We start from the raw sequence: 23450 nt of genomic DNA, 5'->3' as shown, positions 1-23450 counted from the left end.
TGACTAACCTAACTTCCTGCATACCTTAACTAGGGTGGAACGAGGTAATTCTTTTCATCATTACAACTCTGTTGGCTTTAAAAGTTTTTGATAAATACTATATCTAAGGTCACAAGTTACAGATTGAGAGCAGCTTTGCCTGATGATATTTTGTGCATTCTTGCAAATCATAAATGTGCGGTTTAAGTCCGCTAAAAGATATTCTAAAGCCCAGCAAAATGAATCTGTCTCATCAGCAATCATGACACTTTCCAAATGCTTGGCATTTATGCCTTGAATTGCAAAACTTGTAGTTATAACCGGAATACCTTGAGCCATAGCCAACATTATTTTAGTTTTTAAACCACCTCCTATTCTTACTGGAGCAATGCTAATACTACCCTTAGAAAACTCATAGATATCTTCAATAAAGCCCGTAAATTGAACTTGGCTTGGATGATTCTTATACTTTCTAACTGTATCTGGTCTCCATTTGCCTACTACATAAAGTCTTAAGCCAAATCTCCTGAAAACTTCTACTGCTGTTTCCTCAAGAAACCACTTGACTGCTTCTTTATTTGGATAATGATGTTCTGCTCCTACAAATATCAACTTATTTGGGAGGATAAATTTTTCTCTGTCTATTTCTTGAAAATCTCGATCCAGAATAGGGAAAGGAGATATAAAAAACTGATTCTTTTGATTTTTCTCTTCAGAAGCACTTTTTAAAATTTCATGTTCGAGATTGTTAAAGGTCAAAACGGCATCTACCTTTTCAAGTAAAGATATCTCAATTGATTTGTAAAAATTGATAAGATAATCAGCATAAGGTGAGTGAATTTTTCTAGCTTCTCTGTGAGATTTAATTCTTAAAAATATACATTCATGTTCTACAAAAACTTTTTTTATATGTGGAGGGATTACTGATACTAAATTTAAATTATCCACATATTCTAATTGAACAAGTTCTATTTTATCTTGTAAAATTATCTCATTCAATTTTTCAACATACTGATTGCTGTGAGCATAAAATGGATTCCATGACGAGTACATATCAAAAAAGTCTACTTCCCAAATACTTCCCTCAAAATTATCTCGTAATCCAATACTTTTATAAAGATTTGTTACTTTAAATAAGTATTTCAAGAAAGCCTTGACCTTCATTTTGGCTTTCCATAGAGATATGTGAATAAAATTCAATATGGTTAAAGCAATATTCTTTTTCTTGACTTGGATTTGACTATCTAAAGCATAAACTTTGACTTTTGGTAACAATTGCTTGAGTTCGGTAAATTGTTGCTCCGTAATAGTACTATCTTCAGGAATTAATAAACTTATATTACATAGGTTGCTTAAGTATTCAATCATTCCAAATTGAGAGATACTAGCACCAGTTTCCAAAGGATAAATTTGATGGAATGTAATAATAAGTATGTTCATAATTTTGGTATTTTCTAACTATGAATTTAGTTGTGTATTTTTCTTCCATTAAGATTTTTCTGACTGCGGAACTAGAAAAAGACAGTCAGAGGTTATCTTGATAGTTTTGGGACTAATACTTTGACAGGTAAACGACAGCCCCCATAACCCCGATCTCCAACTAAGTCTGTAGGACCTGAAGCCACTTCCCAGGTGATTGTATTGGGAACAAAATCTAAGAGCCGCGCATTTGACATAATAGCTACGCTAACTGAATATACACCTGGATGGAGTGGATTTTTATCCAATTGAAGATGGATTTCATGAGTGCCGGGTGACATTTGTAAAGGAGGTTGGTTGTGGTCGGAATCGAGGGTCATAACTCTGTTACCATCTAAAGTCTCAAATCCAATTCCGATTGCTAAATCAGATATTTCTTGGAAACAGTGAATGGTAAATATTAACTCTAAAGGTTCGCCATAACTGAAATTCCATCGAGGATCTAGCCGAAGACTAAGCAAACGTGCTTTGTCGCCAAATCCACTACTTCTACGTATATTGTCTAGGTTAATATCAAAGGCTGACATAGATAATTGAGCTGAATAGCGTTGGATTGCGTCTTCAACACTGTTGACTTTCTTGGTGACTCCACGTTCAAGGTAAATTGCTTGAGAACACAAGCGCCTGATAGCTTGCATATTGTGGCTCACGAACAGTACAGTCCGACCACCTGCTGCTACGTCTCCCATTTTGCCAATACACTTCTTCTGAAACTGGGCATCTCCTACTGCCAATACCTCGTCTACAATCAAAATTTCTGGTTCCAAATGAGCAGCCACAGCAAATGCCAATCGCACGTACATACCAGAAGAGTAGCGCTTCACTGGGGTATCTAAAAATTTTTCAATTTCTGCAAACTCAACAATCTCATCAAATTTGCGTTGAATTTCTACCCTACTCATCCCCAAAATGGCACCATTAAGAAAAATATTTTCCCTTCCCGTCAACTCTGGGTGAAAACCCGTTCCTACTTCCAATAAACTAGCAACTCTTCCCTTAATATGGATACGTCCTCTTGTTGGTTCGGTGATTCTGCTGAGAATTTTTAGCAGTGTTGATTTTCCAGCCCCATTTCGACCAATAATGCCAACCCTCTCTCCCTGCTTAATTTCAAACGACACATCGGTTAGCGCCCAAAATTCTTGGCTTTTATTTGCAGCTGTTTTGACACGGGGATTGAAGGCATTGGCAAGGGATTTTGCCATATTTGTCATTGCCCCGCGAAAAGTCTTGTAAGTATAAACCCCTTGTTCTTCATGTCCGAGAATGTACTTCTTACTTAAGTTCTCTACCCGGATAACACTATCTGACATCTCCCAATCTCCTACTTAAACCACTCTTAAATCACGTCAGCAAAAGTACGCTCCATCCTGCGGAAGTACCAAATACCACTTAAGAGAAGCAAAACTACAATAACTAGAGACAGTGCAAATCCAGGTAAATATATCTGCGATTCACCGCCTAAAATTGCCCAGCGGAAACCGTCGATGACTCCTACCATTGGGTTAAGTGAATACAGCAGACGCCACTGTTCGGGAACAATCTTACTGCTAAAACCTACCGGGGAAACGTACAAACCAAACTGCACGATAAACGGCACGACATAGCGAAAATCCCGGTACTCTACAGTCAAAGACGCTAGCCACAATCCCGCTCCCATTGATGCTGCAAAGGCTATTAGAATAAATAGTGGTAGTGTCAAAATGCGCCAATCAGGGACAAAGTTATACCATGCCATCAGCGCCAGCAAAATTATCCCAGAAATCATAAAGTCTACAAAGCTAACAATGACAGCACTCGTTGGCACAATCAGACGCGGAAAGTAGACCTTAGAAAGTAGGTTGGCGTTGACCACTAAACTATTACTGCATTCATTTGTCATTTGTCATTTGTCATTTGTCATTTGTCATTGGTTACTGGTCGTTGTTCAATGAATTTCCTAAGTTAAATAGAAATGGTACGTTACTCTTTGAGTTCCCATCCATAACCAGGACTTTTGGCATTTGAGCACCGCCACTTTTCCAGGCTTCAATAGCTTCTTTCTGCAAAACTAACTGTCCCCCTTGGGCTTTCAAAGTTTCGGCTAAAAGTCTTTGAGCTTCGGCTTTACCCTTGGCGCGATTGATTTCTGCTTGTGCTTCTTGTTCTGCTTCCCGCGCCACATAGACCGCTCTTTGTGCTCGCTGTTCTGCAATTTGCTTTTCTTCAACTGCTCTAGCAAATTCTGGAGAGAATGTTAGGTCTACTACGCTAGTGTCTAAAACTATTATCCCATATTTATCCAGCCTCTGCTCCAAAGCTGTGTCAAAGTCTTCTTTCAATTCACTTCTTTTGGTAATTGCTTCCTCAACCGTTCTTCTGGCGGCGGCAATTTTGAAAGATTCCTGTGTTTGTGGTGCAATAATTTTGGCAACGATATTTTCTAACGTTCCTTGTTTTCTCCTAATCTCAACGACCTGTATGGGATCGATGCGAAAGTTAATAGCGAATCTTGCTGTTAAGGTTTGCAAATCCTTTGTAGAACTCTCTGCTGGAACTTCAAATTTTTGTACCGTTAAATCGTACACATCGACTACTGAAATGAAAGGTGGTATGAGGTGTATACCTTCTACCAAAGCTCCATCTCTCGCTTTACCCAAGATACTCAATACCCCCGCTTGTCCTGGATTAATAATGATAAAGGAATTGAGGCTTAAAGTCACAAGCACTGCCGCCACAATTCCCACAATTGTGATTTGCCAATTTGCTAATTGTTGATTTTTCAATTCGCTGTCTCCTTATTTTTCCCTGTAAAACAACTCTTGATGGTATTACCAAGCTGTTGGTGCTGTGGTAGTATTCAGATCCAAGCATCTACAAACGATTGTGGCTAAGATATCTAAGTCTTATCGAAAATCGAGACGGCGAACGTCTTCAACCCATCCCCTTAAGCGACTGCTTAACTATGGGCACCAGTATCGCAAACAAATTTGGCTGGCGACAATTTGTTCGATTCTTAACAAACTTTTTGACTTAGCACCACCAGGGTTAATTGGCATCGCGGTGGATGTAGTGGTAAAGCAGCAAGATTCTATCATTGCTCAGTTAGGGGTGAAAGATATCTTTGGGCAATTTTTAATTCTTTCATTCTTGACTGTCATTGTCTGGGTGCTGGAATCTCTTTTTGAATACGCTTATGCTAGGCTTTGGCGCAACTTAGCGCAAAATATCCAGCACGATTTACGTCTGGATGCTTACCAACACTTGCAAGAGTTAGAACTGGCATATTTTGAAGAACGCAGTACAGGTGGTTTGATGTCCATACTCAGCGATGATATCAATCAACTGGAACGTTTTTTGGATGTGGGAGCAAACGATCTTCTCCAAGTGGCTACTACCGTTGTCATTATTGGCTCTGCTTTCTTTATTTTGGCTCCCGATGTTGCTTGGATGTCAATGTTGCCGATCCCCTTTATTCTCTGGGGTTCGTTTGCATATCAGGATTTGCTTGCACCTCGTTATGCTGATGTCCGGGAAAAAGTAGGTCTTCTCAACTCGCGTTTGGCAAATAATTTAAGTGGTATTACTACTATTAAGAGTTTTACCTCCGAAGATTATGAAGTTTCGCGGTTAGGAGAAGAAAGTCAGGCGTACCGTCGCAGTAACACCAAAGCCATCAAATTATCTGCAGCATTTATTCCTTTGATTCGGATATTGATTTTAGGTGGTTTCACGGCATTGCTGTTGTTTGGTGGTCTGTCTGCTGTCAATGGCAAAATGTCTGTTGGCACCTACAGTGTTCTGGTGTTCTTAATCCAGCGCTTGCTTTGGCCCCTAACAAGCTTGGGTGCAACTTTTGACCAGTACCAACGGGCAATGGCTTCTACTAATCGCGTCATGGATTTGTTAGATACTCCTATCGCTATTTCTACGGGAGACATCGCGTTACCTATTGAGACAGTACGTGGTGAGTTGGAGTTAAAAGAGGTGACGTTCAGTTATAAAGATAGGTTACCAGTTATTGAAAATTTATCTTTACATATTCCAGCCGGGAAAACAGTTGCCATTGTTGGTTCTACTGGTTCGGGTAAAAGTACTCTGATTAAACTTTTACTGCGATTGTATGAAGTGCAATCAGGAACAATTACTCTTGATGGCATTGATATACAAAAGTTAAAACTGCGTGACTTACGCCGCTCCATTGGTTTGGTCAGTCAAGATGTATTCTTGTTTCATGGTAGTGTAGCAGAAAATATCGCCTATGGCAGTTTTAACGCAAAAAATGATGACATTGTCAAGGCATCTCAGGTGGCAGAAGCTCATGAATTTATTATGAGATTGCCTCAAGGATACGAAACAATCGTAGGAGAACGGGGTCAAAAGTTATCTGGAGGTCAACGACAGCGTATTGCGATCGCTCGCGCTATTCTGAAAAATCCACCCATTCTGATTTTAGACGAGGCAACCTCAGCCGTAGATAATGAGACAGAAGCAGCAATTCAACGCTCCCTCGAACATATCACCGCAAATAGAACAACGATTGCGATCGCACACCGTCTTTCCACAATTCGTAACGCCGACCAAATTTATGTCATGGAATATGGAAAATTTGTAGAATCCGGTACTCACGAACAACTCCTAGAGCAAAACGGAGTTTATACCAATCTTTGGCGCGTACAATCTGGTTTGGCAACCCAAGGAAGATGAGTGTAAAAGATAAGATAAGTGGATCGGTACAAATACAGTTAAGTGGTTTTGGTCGTCATTTGTAAGGGTGATGGCGGCGTTTACGTTCCTTAACAAATTGCTTTTCCTTCAGCCGACCTACTTATCTGTAAGACACAAGATATCTCATCCGCTTAACATCCACACAATCCTTTGCTAACTCTGTGTCTTTTTGTGAGATTATTCTTTTTATAAGAAAGACAGCTGAAACACCTTATACATAATCCGTTGCCAATATGATGTTTGGTACTAACCAACCCGAATCAACCAACGCCCTATGGCGTCACCAGTTAAATAGATTTGTGAAAGAACATCAACAAGAATTAGCAGCGCTGTCTTGGGGTTTGTGGTTAGAAAATGGCAACAGCCAAGGCATAATTGGTATTGACTTACAACCTGCGCCACATTTTGTTTATTGCCCGAAAGAAGCTCTAGAAAAATTAAATAACAATGTAGAAAACAGACTTCAGGAAGTTTTAGGAATTGAGGAGCATCACAACCCCGAAGTCGAAGTTTTCATGATAGGAATTGCTCGCGACCAAATCAAATTAATTTATTTTCAGCCCGAAACCCCGCCGCCAACGTGTTACGAACACGTTGGTAAAGATGTCAATACCTTACTAGACGAGTTAGAAGCGGGTTTGAGCAAGGTAATTGAAGTGTAGACTTGACTCGTGACAAAAATATGTAGGGAACGGGCATCTCGCCCGTTCCACAAGAAAATCAGACACTCCTGAGACATTAGTATGCTCTGCGGGAGAATTTGTAGTACAAGAAAATAGCGATTATAGCACCCAATACAGCTACAAACAAACCAGGAATACTTAGGGTTGCAGAAGTTAGAGTAAAAGTTCCTGTTTGCAATAAATTAACCAATGTTCCACCAACGAAAGCACCAACAATTCCCAGAAGTAAGGTACCTAAAATCCCACCACTTTGATAACCGGGATAGATAGCCTTGGCTATAGCGCCAGCTAGAAGACCTAAAACGACCCAAGCAATAAGGTTCATCTTTTCAATTCCTTATTTTTATCTTTCAACTATCACCATTTAAGCTCGTGCTTTAGTTTTTATTCATCTTTCATCAGAGACAATTTAACTTTTTCCCAAGAAATAGAATACAAGTGCTACAAGTTACAATTAATTAAGCCTAAGTTAGATAGGTATAGCTCCAAAGTTATACTCATTTCATCAATTCTTGATAAGTTGAACCCTCATGCGATCTGCCGAAGGCAGTAGCGAAGCTATCGCTAAACCATTCTTAAAGAATCTTTAACTAACGTAGGGTGGGCACTGCCCATCATATCCCAATCTACATACCTTTCAAAAACCAAATAACACATGGTAAACCTGAATTTAGAATCCGACAATTCCGAGAATATTGAAGAACTGAAAACAGAAATTGTATCAAAGCGCAATCAGGGAGAAGTCCTGTTTGAAATCACAAAAATCATCCCCAAACCTTCTGCAGCCAGTCGCTCTATCCAACCCTCAGAAGATGAAGACATTGCGGCAGTAATCGATTCATTTATAAGACAACAAGGCTGTTACAATATCGGAGATCGATGGAGAGAAATTAGCAAAGAAGAAGCCGAACAAATTCTAAAGTTTATCATGATCAAAGATTTGGCTTATTCTGTAGAACTCATGACACCTCAAGAAGCCCAGCAAATTTCTTCTAAATTATTAAGTATATTTACAGGCAATTGTAAATTTTTTACTAATGCATCATTTGTGGACAATTACTCTGGAATGAGTGAATGGGATTCAATTACAGAATCAACATTTGATACCGGAGTGATTATTGTAAGCCCTGACAGAATTGGTATGCTTTGGGTGAAAGATGAAGATTAAGTAAAAGTCATTAAACGCAGCTTATAACCCATAAATTCTCATGCTAAAAATAACTAATCAACTATTAAATCCAGTTTATTATGCCTCAATTAGTTCCGCCTTTAAAAATAGTAGGGGGAGCAATTTTCTTACTTTCATTTTTTAGTTTTCAAGCAAATAGTACCGCAATTGGAACTGCAACCAGAATCAACACTGTTGATATTATTAGCAATTTTAGCTCTTTGGCTTCTCCCGATCCGTCTACTTCTTCTTCAGCATCTAATTCGGCTTCTATTTCTCTAGCTTCCGATTTTTTGCCATTCTTTGACGATATCAACAATCCCGTGCCTGGTATAAAACCTAGTGGTTCAGCAGATGTGACACCACCACCCCCAACTTTGAATAGTTTTGACAAAGCAGTCAATAATATTTGCGGGGCACCAGGTACAGTTGTCAATCCCTCTAGCTTCCAAGTAATGATGAGAAGTAATCCTACCGTTTTATCAAATATCAAGCGATTTGTAGGAGGATTTCTCATTTCAGGTCGCACTTCAGATGCAGATTTCTTAAACGACTTGACTGATATTTGGTTTAAGGCAAAGGGGTTTGACCACGTTTTCTGCGGAGAACCCGTTCCAGGTCGTTCAATTGGCGGGATGCACTTTGTAGGTCGTTATTTGGAACTTCAACAGAAAGGTTTAGGTGGTCGGTTACCGAATAATACATCCAGAGAAGAGGTGATTCCCGGTGTCATCTATACAATCGGTGTCATCATGAAAGTAGGCAATGGAACTGCTCGATCTCCTGTTAAAGGTTATGCTTATACTCTCAATGCTCAAGAAATTCTATCGATCGCATCTTTAGCATATAAGAACAACCCCAATAACAACTCCACAACCAAAGCTTGTCATTTAACTGTTACGGACCAAGGCAAAACATTTACAACGGTATTTGTCACCAAGAATGGTGCCGTCCGCACATTCTTCCCTGATGCAACTCCCGGTAATAACCGCAGGTGCAAGCAGTAGTGGTCTTGTAAGTTTCAAAGCTAGGAGATTGCGATCGTGAAAGCCATGTTGCCTGAAAGCACGAGTTGCAGATTGCGATCTAAAGTAGCCAAACGGGGGAAGTGCCACCTTTCACAGTCAATGCTAACTGCATTTAGTTAATATGTATGAAGCCGTACCACGATGGTGCATACCTGGAGTCGTGAGCGATAGACACAAGTTAATCTTTCCTTGCTGTTTAAGTGCTGCCTTGGGATATGCCCTACACATCGATGGAAGTTGACGAGCTGGTCAAAGAAGTCCAATACCTTCTCTCACCTGGGGCAGGTAATCTCTAAGGAGGAACTCAACGTGTTCAAGCAATTTCTGACAGGTAGCTGTATTTCTCTTTTCTTGGTGGTCGGCAACCTGTCGGCTCAAGCACAGCAAAAACCAACATCTCCAACCCCTCAAACTCAGCCTCCAGCGTCCAATACTTCAACTAACACCCAAGTTAGTTCAGAAGAACTGCAAAAATTTGCACGCACGATTAAACAGTTAATCACAATTGAGCAGGGGGCAAATCAAGAGATGACGCAAGTCATTGCTAAGTCAGGTTTGAGCCAACCACGATTTATGTCGATATACAAGGCACAGCGAACCCCATCAGAGCAGCCCAAACAAGCAATCACCCCACAGGAAAAACAACAATTTGAGAAGGCTTTCGCAAGTTTGAGGGAAATTCAGCAACAGGCAGAAACCAAGATGCAGCAAGTCTTACAGACTGAAGGTCTAAGACCCGAGCGCTTTAATCAAATTGAAGCAGTTGTCAGACAAGACCCGGCACTACAGAAAAAAGTGCGGGAAATGATTAAGGGCTAGCTGCTGGTTAGTTTGTTAGAGCAGCCTACGGGTATCAGCAAGCTTTTCATAAAATTTTAATTAATTAGGGGACTTCCAGATATAAAAATATCCAACTTTCTCTTGTGGTACGGGCTTCCAGCCCGCCATTGGTATAGCATGGGCAAAGACGCCCGTCCCACGAGATGGATAACTTATTTCTTGGACATCCCTAGTGCGATCGCTTTCAGTTTTGGAGAAAACAAGATTGGAGCGATCGTACTTTTTTTAGCAAGTTATCCTTGAGGTTGCCAGAGATACTCGCGCAAATTTATTTTTCCGTCTGGACTAAATTTTATTCCTTCCTCTTCCAAGAGTAGCCGCTGCTTGTAGTCTGTGCCATGTCTTAATGGTGAGTGAGATATTCCCCCCTTTGCATTGACTACGCGATGCCAGGGAACATCGGATAAGCTCAAATCCACACGATAGAGAGCATATCCCACCAAACGCGCTTTACCATACAGATGAGCCAAGTCTGCCACTTGACCATAAGTTGCCACCCGACCTGAGGGAATTTGGCGCACGATCGCGTAGATGTTATCGTAAGTAGACACTAGTACATGAAGGCTGAAGTATCAAGGATAAAGGATGAAAGTAACAGACTTATACTGCAAACTTTACAACGATTTTCAATTGTGCTTCCTGATTATATAACTATTCTACTAAGTAAGTTGGTGTGAATAAACAGAAATACGTTACAAAATGTAAATGCATCTGAAACTTTTACAAATGACCATTGACAAATGACTAAGGACGGTCTTTATCAGTTAAGTTTTTTCTTACCGACTTACTTACTCTAGATAAATAGTTTGGTCTTCCCATGCATATTCTTTAAGGTTGACAAAAGACTTATTTGGTTTTCCAAATGAATCTGTTTGATACAAAACCTGAATGCCTTCAGTTTCTAGCTTACTTTGTTGAGCATCAATATACGGTATTAAATAGCCCTCAGAGTTTAAAATTCTGTGTATGGGGTAATCAGCAGCAGAGGTTTTTTTCAGGTATGTAGGAATAGCTCGCATATAGCTATTATCTACTCCTATTCCCTGGATAATCTGTTTGTAGGTTACTACTTTTCCACGTGGTACTTTTATCAGGAAAGATAGAAAACGTTCATATGGATTTTCAGATAATGCTGCAAATCGATTTTGGTGAACCTGAAAGCGATCGCCAACTTGAATTGTACCTGCTGTGATAATAACACCCAAAATTCCTCTTTTTCCTTGAATATTTTTCAGAGAATCTACTAAATGTGCTACTCTCTTACATGGCTCGCAGTGAAAAGTGAGACGCACTGCAGCACTGCTTTCAAAAATGAGTAGAGAACCAGGCACAAATAGTTCAGAGGTAATACCTGTAATAACAATATTCTCTCGTAATTCCCCTGGTGGGATAGACAATTCCAAAATATCTTCCTGCCTGACAATCAAAACTTGCCTGGGGCTCATGGGATTGGCATTTACATCACCTTCTATGCCATGACCAACTTTTAAAGTTAATTTTATCAATTCTACCATTGGTGAACCGGATTTTGGCTTAGTAAAAAGGTGTAGTATAGAACTGTTTTCAACAGGCATTTCTTATTCCTTTAAGTAAAAAAATTATAGAAAGTAAAAATGAGAAATCTAGTAAATCGCTAATTGACTCCCCTGCAGTATTGGCAAAAAAAGTCAAAATCGTGGACGAAAAACTAAATTTTTCGCGACCGCACGTTGAAACCGCAACTGGTTACAAGTTCAACATCGTTGTCGGGAAATTGTACCGTGACGGACAAGATTTAATTAGCTAGTGCATTGATACGCTCGATCTCGCAAGTATGCAAGTGGCGTATAATGTGAGTAGCAAGTTGAAACAGCACTAATGCTCAAATTTTAGAGGTTAATTTATCCTCTGAAGCAGAGGTTGACACCGGAGAAAAGTGGACTATTGCAAGATTGATAAGTTTCGCGAAGTTCATGGCGATCGCAGGCTTGGATTTTGATAGTAAATTTAATACAGTATTTCTCAGCTAAATGAAGTAGATTGGTTGGAGCGAACGGTCGTATGCCTCCTTTGTCGGCGTGCTGCGCGTTGGTGTAGTCTGTCCGCAGAGAAAGAGTATCTTACGTAAAAAATATTATACAGTCTTGAAAGACTGATTTCGATATTTTTATGTCTTTTATAGAAGAAGCCTTTTTAGAGTCATAGCAAGGGTAACAACATGAACAAAACCACATGGGGAGATGCCCGTCTAAAGGTTGTCCAAAACTCTGATAATATTTCAATTTCCAGAACAGCAGAGCAAGTTTACTCTGTTTCAACTACCTATGCCAAGTGTATTGCTCCTATTATAGCAGCTTCAAAAGCCGCTTTAAAGTTCTTATCCTCTAATGGCGTTTACGTTATGCAAGACTCCTCGTTATTTATCGATACGCGCAAGCAACAAGTTTTTGACTGGCGAAAAAATACTAATGCCTATCAAAGAATTATTCACTTGTCAGATTTGGAAGATAAGTGGGATGGTTATGATGCTCCTAAATTTTCTAAAGAACAGATTGATTTAGCTCTAAGCCTCTACGCTTATTTCCGTACTTACTGTATTAATAGAGGGCTTGATTTTTCAAAAATTGAGCCGTTTATTGCCCCATGCTCTGATGGTAAAATTTTATTTGAATGGGCTGGAAAACGTTTCTCTTCGAGACAGTTAGAAATTTACATTCCCTTAGAAGCAGAGGATAAACTTGAGTACTTGAAGACTGAGGGCAATTCGGACATTGAAGAAGAATGCCATATAGAGGAGTTGTATTCTATACTAGATTGGCTATTATTTAGATTCGACTGTTAATAAATGGCTGAACCCTATCAAATAAAGCCCTCTGATAAGTTGCTGAGGTGGCTGCATCCAGGTCAATTTAACTGGGAGGAAAACAGACCAACCTCAGCAGCTTTTAGAGACTCTGAGATGTCTGTTGATATACTTTCTCTAACAACAATAGAAGAAAGCTATATCAGAGCTAAAAAAATAGGTAAAAATGCTGTTGTATCTATAAAAGCTCAATTGGTCATAGAAAAAGGCTTAGAGGTTTGCCATGAGCCAATTGAGGGTAATGATGCTCATGCTGCACCCGTGACAGGTTAAGAAAAAGTGTATTTTGTCAATCAGCTAAAATACTCAAAAAACCGTTTACGAAAATGATAATCTTAGCTGGGGGTGGGGGAAGGAGGCGAGCGTTGCTCGCCTCCTTCCCCCAATATTTGATTATCATTATTAAGTAAGTTTTTGATAGGGCTAATCTTCTTCAAAACCAAGAGTGTTACAACAGAATAATTTTGTCAGCAGTGGGCAACGTTGTTATGTAAATTCAATGATTAATCTCGGTAATGAAAATTTTGGTCTACCGCTATGCCCAAGCGACAAAAACAAAATTCTGACCATGCACATAAACATAATACCCCTACTATAGATAATGAAGTAATTTCTCAGCAATTAAAGGCTTTACTAACTCCAGCTATCTTTGCTCAAGAAAAATACCGAGTAAATCAAAGTGAAGTGTTGCTGCTGTAAGAGGTTGTACTCCTGTGAGGTCAACTCTAAATGTTAGTGGTTGGTTGAGAGCAAGTGTGGTGCTGGGAGTGGTGTTAACTAATTTGACTTTGCTGCTGGTATAAGCTGTGCCGTCGTGTTGAATGTTGAGTAAGGAGTCAGTTTTGCTTAAGCCGGTGAGTGTGTTGACGAGAGATTGTTTGGTGAGTGCGTCGAGTAGTGCCACCTCAAATGCGTCACCTGGTGCGAGTGGAGTATCTTGACCCAAGTTGGTGTTTTTGAGAGTGAACTGTAGGTACTTGGCTCCTTCTGGAATAATAAACGATTGAGAGAAGTTGCTGTTAAAGGGTGAGTTTTCGCTCAGGACAGCTTCTTTATTTAAGATTGTTGCGGCACCACGTTTTGACCAGCCGAAGTCTTTGTGGTTAGGGTCATCAATGTTGAAATCGCCATTGGTAATTTCTGCCAATAGTATTGCAGTAAGTGGCGCAAGGTTAGTGTGAGTGCTTGGTGTAAGGGGTTGATTATACGCGGGTTGATAGTTAGTTGGGGTAATGGGGAGGAAGAATGGTTGAGGTGATGGGTTAGTTGAACGCTGTGGTATTGAAGCATTTATACCACGGATAGCATTGACTATTTGTAGGTTAAGTAGTGATGGCAATCTACGTACACCTGGTACCAACGTGTTATTCATCAAGTCGTCGGGATGTACTTTATAGTCGAGGTGGCTACCATCGCGGGTCAGGGTTGCATTAAAGTTGTCGCCAAAGAAGACCTTCGAGCCGTTGATAGTTTGTACGTAGCGGTCAAATCCTGGGTTGCCATTAATTATACCTGCCAAGTGCCCCATTTCGTGGAGGATGGTAGTGAGGAGGTCGTACTTAAGAGCTGCATCACCCATGGTGGCGCGGAAGGCTGTGTCAGTTAGGGTCTGAGTGAATTCGCTGTTTTCCCAAGGGGTGGTGTCGATAAACCAGCCTACACCGTTAGCGTCGGTGTCGATAGTGAGGATACCTCCGTTCGAGCGCCCGTATTGGTCGAATTTGGTGATTTGGGCTTCGGCTAGTTGCCCGGTGGGGAGGTCGGTGATTTGGAAGGTTAGGTCGAAGGGATTAGCAGGATCGAAGAAGGTAGACCAGAGATTGAGTGGGTTATCTTTATATACGTTAGGTAATATAGTTTTTTCATTATAGTTAATGACGAATGGGTAGAGTTTGACGAAGACTTGCCCAAGCCACCCTGCCTGAGGCGAATTGCTGTTGACAATTTGCTCAGAAGTTACAAGGCTGGAGAAAGGAATTTTAGTGGGTTGGAACTGCCAGCCAGAGAACCCTTCCTGAGTGACGCTTACCTGGTTGACATTAACTTGAGTGGAAGCAATCTCAGTTTTGTCAATTTGGCTCGTAGCCATCTGAATCATTCCAATCTGAGCAGTACTAACCCGAGCGGAGTTAAGTTCTTCTTTCTCCCCATAATGCGAGGTTTCTTCTGTAATACCACTATACCTAATGGAAACATCGTCGTTGATTCCTATTGTGTCCTTTAGATCTGATGTTAATTCTGTGCCTGCCAACAGAGATGTGGTCGGTGGCAAGATAGGTATTGGCAGCAAATATATTTGTCTCTTTATTTCTGTACGAATATCTTCGGAAACATTTGACAGAAAATTAATACTTTTACTACGAAGAACGCTTTCAAGTTCTTCAATAGAAACTAGCCAAGTATTCGGATCTCGCCACTCATCCCTATTCATAATACGAGCAACAGTTCGATTTAATTGCAAATTTGTAAGCTCATAAAATGGGTGTAATATTCCTTGTGTTCCTGCATTAATCCAGTCTTGTTTTGATGGTTCGGCTCTGTTAGGTGTTAGAAATGTGTAAACTTTTGTATTACTATTTACATCATTAATACCCAAACCCGGACGATCCAAAACAAGCATTGTTTTCCACGTCCAAGTTGGAATATTAATTCCGTTACTGTCTAAAGCTTGTGAATTTGTATTTCCTGAAAACCCAGATCTATCCGCAATAGCATTACTTCTTTTCTGAGGTTGCTGATTTCTACCAAAAGAACCTGCAACTATATATAGTTCATTACCTTGGTTTGCTAGTCGCTGCCCAAATTTTTCAATATTGAACCATGCAGATGCTTGTGTTGGGTCATTTGAACTTCCAAAGAACATATTATTATCAGCGTTTTGCGGAATTAAATTGGTGCCAACAAAAGTTGCTAAGTTGTCTTTTTCACTGTTTGTTCTATCTCCAGAAGGAATTGAATGGCCTTGGTTAAAACCATAACTAAGATTATAACTATTTGCATAGAAGGTATAATCAGTTGTGCTAACTCGTTTCCAATCCGGTGGAAGTTCAGGATCTTCAGCAAAGACAGTATCAGGACGCCCTACAGAGCCTAACCACGATTGATTTAATTGCCAACTAACCCAAACTGGATTTCTTGTATTGTTATCATACGCTACTGTATATTGAGGCTTTTCAATTATTAAATTTGAGCTATAGGGGTCGTTGACATTTTTAGATTCAGTGTATCTTGCTTCAGTTGGATTTCCAAATTTGAGGTGAATACTCTTGAAGAATACATCGTCCAAATAAACTGTATTACCGCCTTCTAATTCAAATCTTAATCTCGCTACCTGACCTCTAAACGGGTCAAGTAATTTGCTGTCTACATGGAAAGTTTCAAAGCCTCTTCTGCCGAAGTCAATTTTATAGATATCATTTTCATACGTACTTATTACTTGTCGCGTTTCTCTTCCATCATCATCCCTCGTTATCTTTATAGTATTATCATTATTTGTTGGAGGTGTTAGTAAATCTATTGTCGCTAACTTTCGCCGACCGCTACCAATAATTTTCGGATCCGTAGGTTCAGTTTCTAGATATACATGAAGCTTTCCATTCTGAGATGGCGCATGAAGGTTAAATCGCAAATCACCCCATTCTGGTACAACAAAATAGTTGTGTAATATTTTTGTTGTCTTGCCACCTCCTAATTGCAAGGCATAATTAGGTTGGTCTTGGTTATAACGCAATTGATTTAAATAATTCTGGTCTAAAGTAGTAATTTGATGCCACCTAGTCAAATTAGCTTGCGAACCTTCGTTTTCAGCATTGTAAAGAGACCAGCCAGGAATACTTTGTGAACTTACTTTTCCGGTAATTGCGTCAAAATTACCATTAAACAGCGTAGGTACAGCATAGTCACCGCGCATCCGATTTCCAATGCTTATATTTGTAGAACTGGTGTAAGTATTATCTTCGTATACTGAAACCCTATGATTTTCTATATATTCTTTAAAGTCTCCAAGTTCCTGTTTAGTCTTTTTCCCATCATCAAAATATGGACGTAGTTGAGAGCCACCACCCAAGATTGAGTTAAACCAGCCAGTGCTGATTCCCTCCCAAGGCGCATTACGGGCACCGTGTTCCAAATTAACTTTAGCGTGGTCAGGAGTATACCAAGTGGATGGAGTGGTAGGCTGATTGAGATTCCACTGAGACGCGTTTAAGTCGCCAAGACGACGATAAACTCCATCACTTTCGCTTAAATTAAGGGTTCCGGCATACCATGTTATAGCAGACCTATGAGGACCACCTGTACTTATGTCTTGGTCAAATCCTGCTAAACCTCCTAAATCTACATTCCAATCAGATGTAAAAATTATTTGCCCATTTAATGTTTGCTCATTTCCTTTTTCCTGAAAATAGTTGTCGGCATAGGTAACATTTTCCCATACCCTAATGTTGGGATCGAGGATGTTTCGGAATGCTCCTCGTGAGAAATTAACATCGTAGTCATGAGGGTCTACTGTTGTCATTTGTAAATCACGGTTCTCTTTACTAGTACCGCCCGCATTTGGGAAAAAGGTTCCCAAGCGCTGAATAATTTCGCTATTTACTACAGCCCCTTGACCAAACCCAATAAAATGTAATGGAGAGTTGAAAACAGATCCCTGATTGCGGATAAGGTTTCCATTGGGATAATACAGTTTAACAAGATTTCCTTTCGTATCTCTCTGTCCGACACTACCACCTTGTTGTTGATCTAGCTGCACCAATGATGCAAATAAAGAATCTGCTGCTGCCTCTGAAAAACCAGAATTGTATAGTGATTTTTGCTCGTTAATGTTTTTTGTCCAATCCGCTAATAAAACTAACGGTTTACCGTGTTCAGCAGGTCTGCTTAGCCCATTGTAAGTAACAGGATTCCACTTTCCAGACCGTGTATTGTATTCCAGTACCGAAGCTCCTTGGTTAAAAAGATGTTCTGCGAGCGCATTAATTTTGTTTTTCACCAAATCTCTATGGATATTACCCCCTGGTTCTACACCAGGAGTCAAAATAGTCACACTACTAAAAACATCGCCTTGAACTGATGGTAGTGAAGTTGTAAATTCACCTTTTTTGGGTTTTAAATTGTCAGCGCGAACATACCAATAATATTTTTGACCAGCCGTTAACATACGGTTATTAGGAAGTGTGAAGCTTTTATTAGATTTTTCATTACTGGCTAGAGTTCCATCTGCTAACTGCCATTGGTTATTTTCCCATGTAGCAGTGAGAATACGATTAGGATTGTAGTCTGGTCCTGAAGTTAAATTGTCCCAATAATCGGATGGCAGCAATCCTTTACCTTTATCAAAAACACTAACAAAAAGTTCCACTTTGCTAACATTTTTCTCTCTACCAGTTTCATCCTTAATTTCCCATGTAAAAGTAGGAGTCAGTTCACCTGTAACTGTAAGGGGACTAGTTAAACGCAACCAATCTGGTTGAGGTGAAGTCGCAGCTAAGTTAAAGACATAAGTGCCAATAGGACCAAAACTACTTTCAACCCATCCACCAAAACCATCAGCTACATCTAAGACTCCATAAGTAAACTGATTTCTTGGACGATCTTCAATGATAATCCCGTAGTCAGCCGTAACGCTAATGGCTGGATTAATATCATCAATTGGTACTTTTTCAAAATCGATATATTTAGCATTTCTGGCAGTATTGGGGTCGAAAAAGCGAGAACTTTCGCTTCTATCAAGTCCATCAATGATGAACCCTTCTGGGTGATTGAGGGTGTAGATAATTTCATCTATATCATAGGTCATTACGCCAATCCCATTGGGGTTTGCAACGTAGAGGTACTTATCATCTGGCGAAAGCAATAAGTCAGTTGCAAACCCGAGTGGAATTGGTCGAGTTGCGGCTACGAGTTGAGGATTGCGTCCTAATGGGTCTCGAATAATACCAATATTGCTACCAGCTTGTACCCCATCAACATCTTCTCGGAAACCTCCATTTTGCATGAAAGGACCGCCGTTGTTACCAACCACAAAGCCATACTCGCCATCGCGGGTAACAATTACCGAGATGCCGTTATTGACATCAAAATAATCGTCTATTGGACCGAGTTGCAACTCGGCATATCTAGTACTTGCGGCAAACTTACCAGGTTCATTCTGAGTAATCTCTAAAACACCATAACCTTTTTGGTCATTTTGACGGTTGGTAAATACCAATTTGTTGGGGTCATTGGTTACACTAATCCCTTCTACTCTACGGTCAGCTTCAACAGTACCAATTTGCTTGTGCCAATTATTTTTATTTTGGGCTGGATTAGTCGGACGGTCTTTGGGGTCTATGTTGATAACAAAAATCTGACTTTTTTGTTGAGGTATGGTGTTTGCAGATATACTGCTAGGTGCAGTGACAAACAACCTCCGACCATCGCTGCTAATAGCCATTTCCCGCAACCCGTATGGTGCTGGTGCCACTTGTATTTTCTCAACAACTTTATGGTATTGTGCCGAATTGGGATTCAGATCAAGTACATAAATAACTCCCATGTTGCTATCAGCGATATATGCAAAATCGTTACGCGCATCGATCGCAATCGAACGTGGAGATGCATCCGTACCTAAACTGATGGGGTCGAGCACCTCAGTTTTGGCATTAGTGTCAATTTGTTGCAACACCATTGGGTCAACTAAAGCAACGCGACCAGAGTTTTCCAGCGTTACGTAAGCACGGGTACCATCGCTAGTGACAGCAATATCTCGCGGTCGGTCAGAAATATCATTAGTACCAACAGGAATTCGACTCAGTAGAAGGTCAGCACTGCTATTCACGTTACTACTTGGGTCGGCAAATAAAGCTTTGGGGTCGCGTCCATCGATTACGGAAACTAAATCCGACAAGCGCTGAGTACCAAATATATACTCTCCAGTTGCTTCAAGCTGAATTTCATTACTATCGAGCTTGATTTCTCTCTTAATTGGCACAGTACCAACCCGGTCTACAACTTGGTTTTGCCGTCTAGTAATGCTGATATCCGACATACCCAAGACTACGGTGTTTGGCACTAAAACCGCTACCTTGAAGCGATTATTAGGTAAGCGCTCGCTTAAATCAGCTAAAACCTTAGCAGTAACAGTGGTTGAACCCATTTGGAAATTGACAATTAAATCTTCAAAGGAACTGCCTAATGGGTCATCACCATTATCTACCAGAATGTTGCTACCAGTTAGGAACAGTACTGGTTGGTTACTTGGGTAAGGTTGATTATTCTCATTCTTAAATCGTAATTGTGCCTGTTGCAATACTGGAGGTGCCGCAGGGCCAGATGTTTTTGGTGCCGGGATTCCTAAATTTACTTCAAAACTGGGGAGACCATTTGTATTCAGTTGCACACCAGTCGGGGTTATTTGTGGCAACCCGACTGTCGGTACTTTAATGACCTCTAAGGAGGAAATATCGTAACTAACTGATAAGAATGGTGCGGTATCCAGTAGTTGTATAATATTGCCTGCGGAATTGTAGGCTCTTAACGCATTACGCAAGCTTCCCATCTGGTCATCCAACTTACCCCTTCTTTCTTCAAGTGATTCTTTCTTTTGACGCTCTACTTTTAATTTTTCTTTAACTTGAGTTAATTTTTCTTCTTTTTGGACGATCACCACAAGGATTTCTTTTTGTAGTGCCTCTTTTTCTTCAGGAGTTTTTGGTGTTGGCACTGGTACTATTGGTCCTGCGGGTGCTGGTCCTGGGAATGGTTGCGTTGGTGTTGTTGGTTTTGTTGGTGTTTCTACTTCCAGTGCTGCACGTAATTCTCCTTTAAACATATCGTCTAAAATTTGATAGACACGTTCGAGTCGTTCAATATCCTCGGATAAAGAAGTTTCTTCCTTAGTTAATTCAAGAATTAACTCAATCAAATTGAGTACATCTTGTCTGATACCGCTAATTTCAACTGATATTTTCTCAAATTGAACTAACAGGCTTGAGTCAAAAACTTTGGCTGTTAGCTTTCCATCGCTAAGGTAGGCACTATTGTAATTATTGACTATAGCTACATTGCTATCTAAATTCCCGATGGATATTGAAGACAAACCATTAGTGACTGTGTAGCTTGCCGGGAAAAGACTAACCAACTGCGAAGGCATATTGTAGGTAGCCGTTAGCTTACCTTTGACTAGGGCTACACCACCAGGAAGGGTATCAATTGCCACTATATATTCGCCTTCTCTTACACCCTTCCACGGTGGTGAGGAAGTGCGAATCATACCATCCGCACCAACCACGGCTGATTCTGCAACCACCCAATTTTCTCGCCAGTTACCGCTTGCGTCTGGAACAAGGCTTTTCTCAAAGAAGTATGCTGTCTTACCGAAGAGCGATTCATCTGCCTTCAGGGAATGCGGTAATTCAATCGCCAATTGCACAGGTAACATTAGTGGGTCGTTACCAGCTTCTAACTTAAATCCTGATAAAAACTTGAAGTCATTTGGAGTCGCAAGCGATAAGAGTTGCTCATTTAATAATGGGGTGAAGCGTATATTGGTATCTCCAAATAGCGTACCAGGAGCAATCATTAATTGCATTGTGCGAAGTTCATTGTCAGCATCAAGTACTTCGACTTCGACAATTCCACCATTAGCGCCTAATTGTGCTTCTGCTGCGGCACTTGGAGCTACACTCAAAATGCGTGGAGTTTCTACCCGAACCGGAACTACAGATTCGGATGCACCGTGAATAACGGTAACATTAGTAATACCATTGTCAAGCGCGGTAATTAATCCATCTGCGCCGACTTTGATGATGTTTGGATTGTTGACAAAGTAACGAGTACCTGTAGCGCTAGCCTTAAGGTCCGGAGAATCATATATTCCTTCGATTCCAACAAGCAACTGCCGCGTGGAGCCTTTAGTCAGCATAACTGCTTGTGGGTAAACGTTCAAACCATTTTCTTCAGCAAGCTCGGTATTCAATTCTGCTTCAGACGTGGGCACTAACTCACCCACTCTTAGTGCGGTCACCGCGCTAATTCCATTGCGCGACGCACTGAGTACCGACACACCATCATTTAATCCAGTCACTACACCCATATTTGTAACGGATGCCACTGTGGACGTATCTGAAGCAAACTGCAAGTACGAGTAAGGTAGCACTACATCTTGTTGGTCAGCAAAATCACCAACTACTACTAACTCGGTGCTTTCACCCCGTTCGAGACGCAAACCGCGCCTAGCAAAATCAAGATGAATCAGCGCTGCATTGCTCACATTTACATCCACCTGAAATGGTGCCGAGGTACTATATCCGTCGTGGGCAACCAATGTTAAGCTAGCTGTCCCAAAATAATCATCATTAGGTGTAAACAGTACAGACGAACCGTCTGGTGTCAAGCTTGCCGTACCATTTTCTGCACTAATAATACGGAAGAATACCGCGTCTCCCTCTGGGTCAGTAGCCAATTTATTCAACGCAATCGTTGCATCTAAATCAACGTGAGTCAGTACACTCTGCTGTTTACCCACGGGTGCTCGATTTGCAGTAAAACCATAATTACTACCCAGAATCTGCACATCGGCGGCATTTAATACACCATCGCGGTTGAAGTCATAAGCTTGGTTATAGCGAAGAGCGCGAATTGCCGCATCCAGCAAGCTACTATCAACACCATCCACAGCCCCATCGCGGTTAATATCCCCTGCAACAGTGAGTTGTAAGTTATACCCGCCACTTCCTACAACTTCAACTAAATTCAATCCAGCTTTATCAATCGCATACAGGCCATAATTGCCGTTGCTGGCGACTGGTGTTAACCCATTGATCGCAGGCATTCTCAACACGCCATCCCCTTCGGCGTTAACACTCACAAGGACAATTCCTGTTGCGGTGGCAGAAATTTCAGTATCTCTCAAGCTGAATGTGTAGCGCTCAGTACCGACACCATTAATAACTTGACCATTCCACTGTACTGCACCACCCAAATCACCTCCGACGGTGAGTACTTGCGGTGTAGCACCATAACTAATGACACTACCGGGAGTACCGGGATTGCCGGTGGCTAGGGTGAGGAGGGAGGGAGTGTTTGAGGGAGGGAGGGAGGGAGAGGGGGAAGAATAGCCGTACCGGCTGACGTTACCTGTTGACAAGTTACGTGCAGCTACTAAATGGCTGCCCTCGTAGGTATATTTAACCAGTGTGCCATCAGGAGTGGTAATCTGTTCTAATCGACCTTGAGCATCCTGAACAAACCGAATCGTCTCACCTGTGGAGGAAGTAATACCGCTATCGCTGTAAACTAAACGAGTGCCATTGGTTGCAATTTGCTCAACGATACCTTTGTTGGTACTGAGATAGTAAACATTGCCACTACCATCAGTTAATTTATACTCGTAGCCATCCAACTCACCGCTTGCAGGGTTATAAGCCTCCCCAGTTTTCATGTCATAGAAGCTATTACCCGCAGCTGTGAGCTTGGCATCAACTGACTCTAACTGATAGCCAGCAACATCTGACACCCAAGCAGGAGTGTAATAGGTGACACCAGGAATCGTTACCTTCTGTGGTGCAAAGGTAAATCCAATTCTGTTACCATCCGGTGCGCTTAAGTACAACCGCGTCCCCATGCGGAATGGATTGTATACGCCTAGGTTCTCTCGAAGAGTCAGTGTGACGTTTGTTTGGATATCTGCATCAACGTTAGCCAAACTCCAACCATCACCAAAGGTAAGAGTTTCATCATTT

Annotated in this window: 15 protein-coding genes and 1 pseudogene; 8 read left to right on the top strand and 8 right to left on the bottom strand. The window is 41.0% G+C overall.

What is annotated here, in order from left to right; all coding sequences use genetic code 11:
* Positions 1 to 60: 60 nt before the first annotated feature.
* From ACYRY3_RS14170 to ACYRY3_RS14155, 4 genes and pseudogenes are all read right to left on the bottom strand, one after another.
* Positions 61 to 1419 (bottom strand): glycosyltransferase, encoded by a 1359-nt coding sequence (locus tag ACYRY3_RS14170; protein WP_460202292.1) that lies wholly within the window; start codon positions 1417 to 1419, stop codon positions 61 to 63.
* Positions 1420 to 1511: 92 nt separating this feature from the next.
* Positions 1512 to 2771: an ABC transporter ATP-binding protein gene (locus tag ACYRY3_RS14165; protein ID WP_460202291.1), complete on the bottom strand. Its 1260-nt coding sequence runs from the start codon at positions 2769 to 2771 to the stop codon at positions 1512 to 1514.
* 26 nt (positions 2772 to 2797) lie between these two features.
* A pseudogene (locus tag ACYRY3_RS14160) lies at positions 2798 to 3334 on the bottom strand (ABC transporter permease); the annotation flags it as partial.
* A gap of 37 nt (positions 3335 to 3371) precedes the next feature.
* Positions 3372 to 4223, bottom strand: a complete 852-nt coding sequence (locus tag ACYRY3_RS14155) for a prohibitin family protein (RefSeq protein WP_460202290.1) — start codon at positions 4221 to 4223, stop codon at positions 3372 to 3374.
* 100 nt (positions 4224 to 4323) lie between these two features.
* Here ACYRY3_RS14155 and ACYRY3_RS14150 point away from each other — a divergent pair, with 100 nt between their 5' ends.
* Both ACYRY3_RS14150 and ccmS read left to right on the top strand, forming a co-directional pair.
* Entirely contained in the window at positions 4324 to 6144 is a 1821-nt protein-coding gene (locus ACYRY3_RS14150; protein ID WP_460202289.1) for an ABC transporter ATP-binding protein, read from the top strand.
* 254 nt (positions 6145 to 6398) lie between these two features.
* A complete protein-coding gene (gene ccmS / locus ACYRY3_RS14145; RefSeq protein ID WP_460202288.1) occupies positions 6399 to 6827 on the top strand; it encodes a beta-carboxysome assembly chaperone CcmS in 429 nt (142 codons plus the stop codon).
* A gap of 76 nt (positions 6828 to 6903) precedes the next feature.
* Here ccmS and ACYRY3_RS14140 read toward each other — a convergent pair whose 3' ends face one another.
* A complete protein-coding gene (locus ACYRY3_RS14140) occupies positions 6904 to 7173 on the bottom strand; it encodes a GlsB/YeaQ/YmgE family stress response membrane protein (protein ID WP_460202287.1) in 270 nt (89 codons plus the stop codon).
* Between the two features lie 330 nt (positions 7174 to 7503).
* Between ACYRY3_RS14140 and ACYRY3_RS14135 the strand changes: the two genes are divergently transcribed.
* The 4 genes from ACYRY3_RS14135 to ACYRY3_RS14120 all read left to right on the top strand — a co-directional run bounded on the left by ACYRY3_RS14135 (position 7504) and on the right by ACYRY3_RS14120 (position 10127).
* On the top strand, positions 7504 to 8016 hold the full coding sequence (locus ACYRY3_RS14135; protein WP_460202286.1) for a hypothetical protein: 513 nt from the start codon (positions 7504 to 7506) through the stop codon (positions 8014 to 8016).
* Positions 8017 to 8096: 80 nt separating this feature from the next.
* Positions 8097 to 9023, top strand: a complete 927-nt coding sequence (locus ACYRY3_RS14130) for an EndoU domain-containing protein (RefSeq protein ID WP_460202285.1) — start codon at positions 8097 to 8099, stop codon at positions 9021 to 9023.
* A gap of 330 nt (positions 9024 to 9353) precedes the next feature.
* On the top strand, positions 9354 to 9863 hold the full coding sequence (locus tag ACYRY3_RS14125; RefSeq protein WP_460202284.1) for a DUF4168 domain-containing protein: 510 nt from the start codon (positions 9354 to 9356) through the stop codon (positions 9861 to 9863).
* A gap of 102 nt (positions 9864 to 9965) precedes the next feature.
* Positions 9966 to 10127, top strand: a complete 162-nt coding sequence (locus tag ACYRY3_RS14120; RefSeq protein WP_460202283.1) for a hypothetical protein — start codon at positions 9966 to 9968, stop codon at positions 10125 to 10127.
* Here the strand turns inward: ACYRY3_RS14120 and ACYRY3_RS14115 are convergent.
* On the bottom strand, positions 10118 to 10435 hold the full coding sequence (locus ACYRY3_RS14115; RefSeq protein ID WP_460202282.1) for an MGMT family protein: 318 nt from the start codon (positions 10433 to 10435) through the stop codon (positions 10118 to 10120). The genes ACYRY3_RS14120 and ACYRY3_RS14115 overlap by 10 nt on opposite strands.
* A 237-nt stretch (positions 10436 to 10672) precedes the next feature.
* Positions 10673 to 11458 (bottom strand): MGMT family protein, encoded by a 786-nt coding sequence (locus ACYRY3_RS14110; protein WP_460202281.1) that lies wholly within the window; start codon positions 11456 to 11458, stop codon positions 10673 to 10675.
* 623 nt (positions 11459 to 12081) lie between these two features.
* Here ACYRY3_RS14110 and ACYRY3_RS14105 point away from each other — a divergent pair.
* A complete protein-coding gene (locus ACYRY3_RS14105) occupies positions 12082 to 12705 on the top strand; it encodes a hypothetical protein (protein ID WP_460202280.1) in 624 nt (207 codons plus the stop codon).
* 3 nt (positions 12706 to 12708) lie between these two features.
* Entirely contained in the window at positions 12709 to 12999 is a 291-nt protein-coding gene (locus ACYRY3_RS14100) for a hypothetical protein (protein WP_460202279.1), read from the top strand.
* A 370-nt stretch (positions 13000 to 13369) separates the two neighbouring features.
* On the opposite strand, the gene ACYRY3_RS14095 is transcribed toward ACYRY3_RS14100, so the two are convergent.
* Entirely contained in the window at positions 13370 to 23413 is a 10044-nt protein-coding gene (locus ACYRY3_RS14095; RefSeq protein WP_460202278.1) for a DNA/RNA non-specific endonuclease, read from the bottom strand.
* Between the last annotated feature and the right edge of the window lie 37 nt (positions 23414 to 23450).

The sequence above is a fragment of the Scytonema sp. NUACC21 genome (genome assembly GCF_054684315.1).
This window is presented reverse-complemented; position numbering and strand designations above follow the sequence as displayed.

Bases quoted from the DNA above. Each gene is read 5' to 3' on its own strand.
- ACYRY3_RS14140 (WP_460202287.1), bottom strand. From the start codon at position 7,173: ATGAACCTTATTGCTTGGGTCGTTTTAGGTCTTCTAGCTGGCGCTATA.
- ACYRY3_RS14110 (WP_460202281.1), bottom strand. From the start codon at position 11,458: ATGCCTGTTGAAAACAGTTCTATACTACACCTTTTTACTAAGCCAAAA.
- ACYRY3_RS14165 (WP_460202291.1), bottom strand. From the start codon at position 2,771: ATGTCAGATAGTGTTATCCGGGTAGAGAACTTAAGTAAGAAGTACATT.
- ACYRY3_RS14100 (WP_460202279.1), top strand. From the start codon at position 12,709: ATGGCTGAACCCTATCAAATAAAGCCCTCTGATAAGTTGCTGAGGTGG.
- ACYRY3_RS14105 (WP_460202280.1), top strand. From the start codon at position 12,082: ATGAACAAAACCACATGGGGAGATGCCCGTCTAAAGGTTGTCCAAAAC.
- ACYRY3_RS14130 (WP_460202285.1), top strand. From the start codon at position 8,097: ATGCCTCAATTAGTTCCGCCTTTAAAAATAGTAGGGGGAGCAATTTTC.
- ACYRY3_RS14135 (WP_460202286.1), top strand. From the start codon at position 7,504: ATGGTAAACCTGAATTTAGAATCCGACAATTCCGAGAATATTGAAGAA.
- ACYRY3_RS14170 (WP_460202292.1), bottom strand. From the start codon at position 1,419: ATGAACATACTTATTATTACATTCCATCAAATTTATCCTTTGGAAACT.
- ccmS (WP_460202288.1), top strand. From the start codon at position 6,399: ATGATGTTTGGTACTAACCAACCCGAATCAACCAACGCCCTATGGCGT.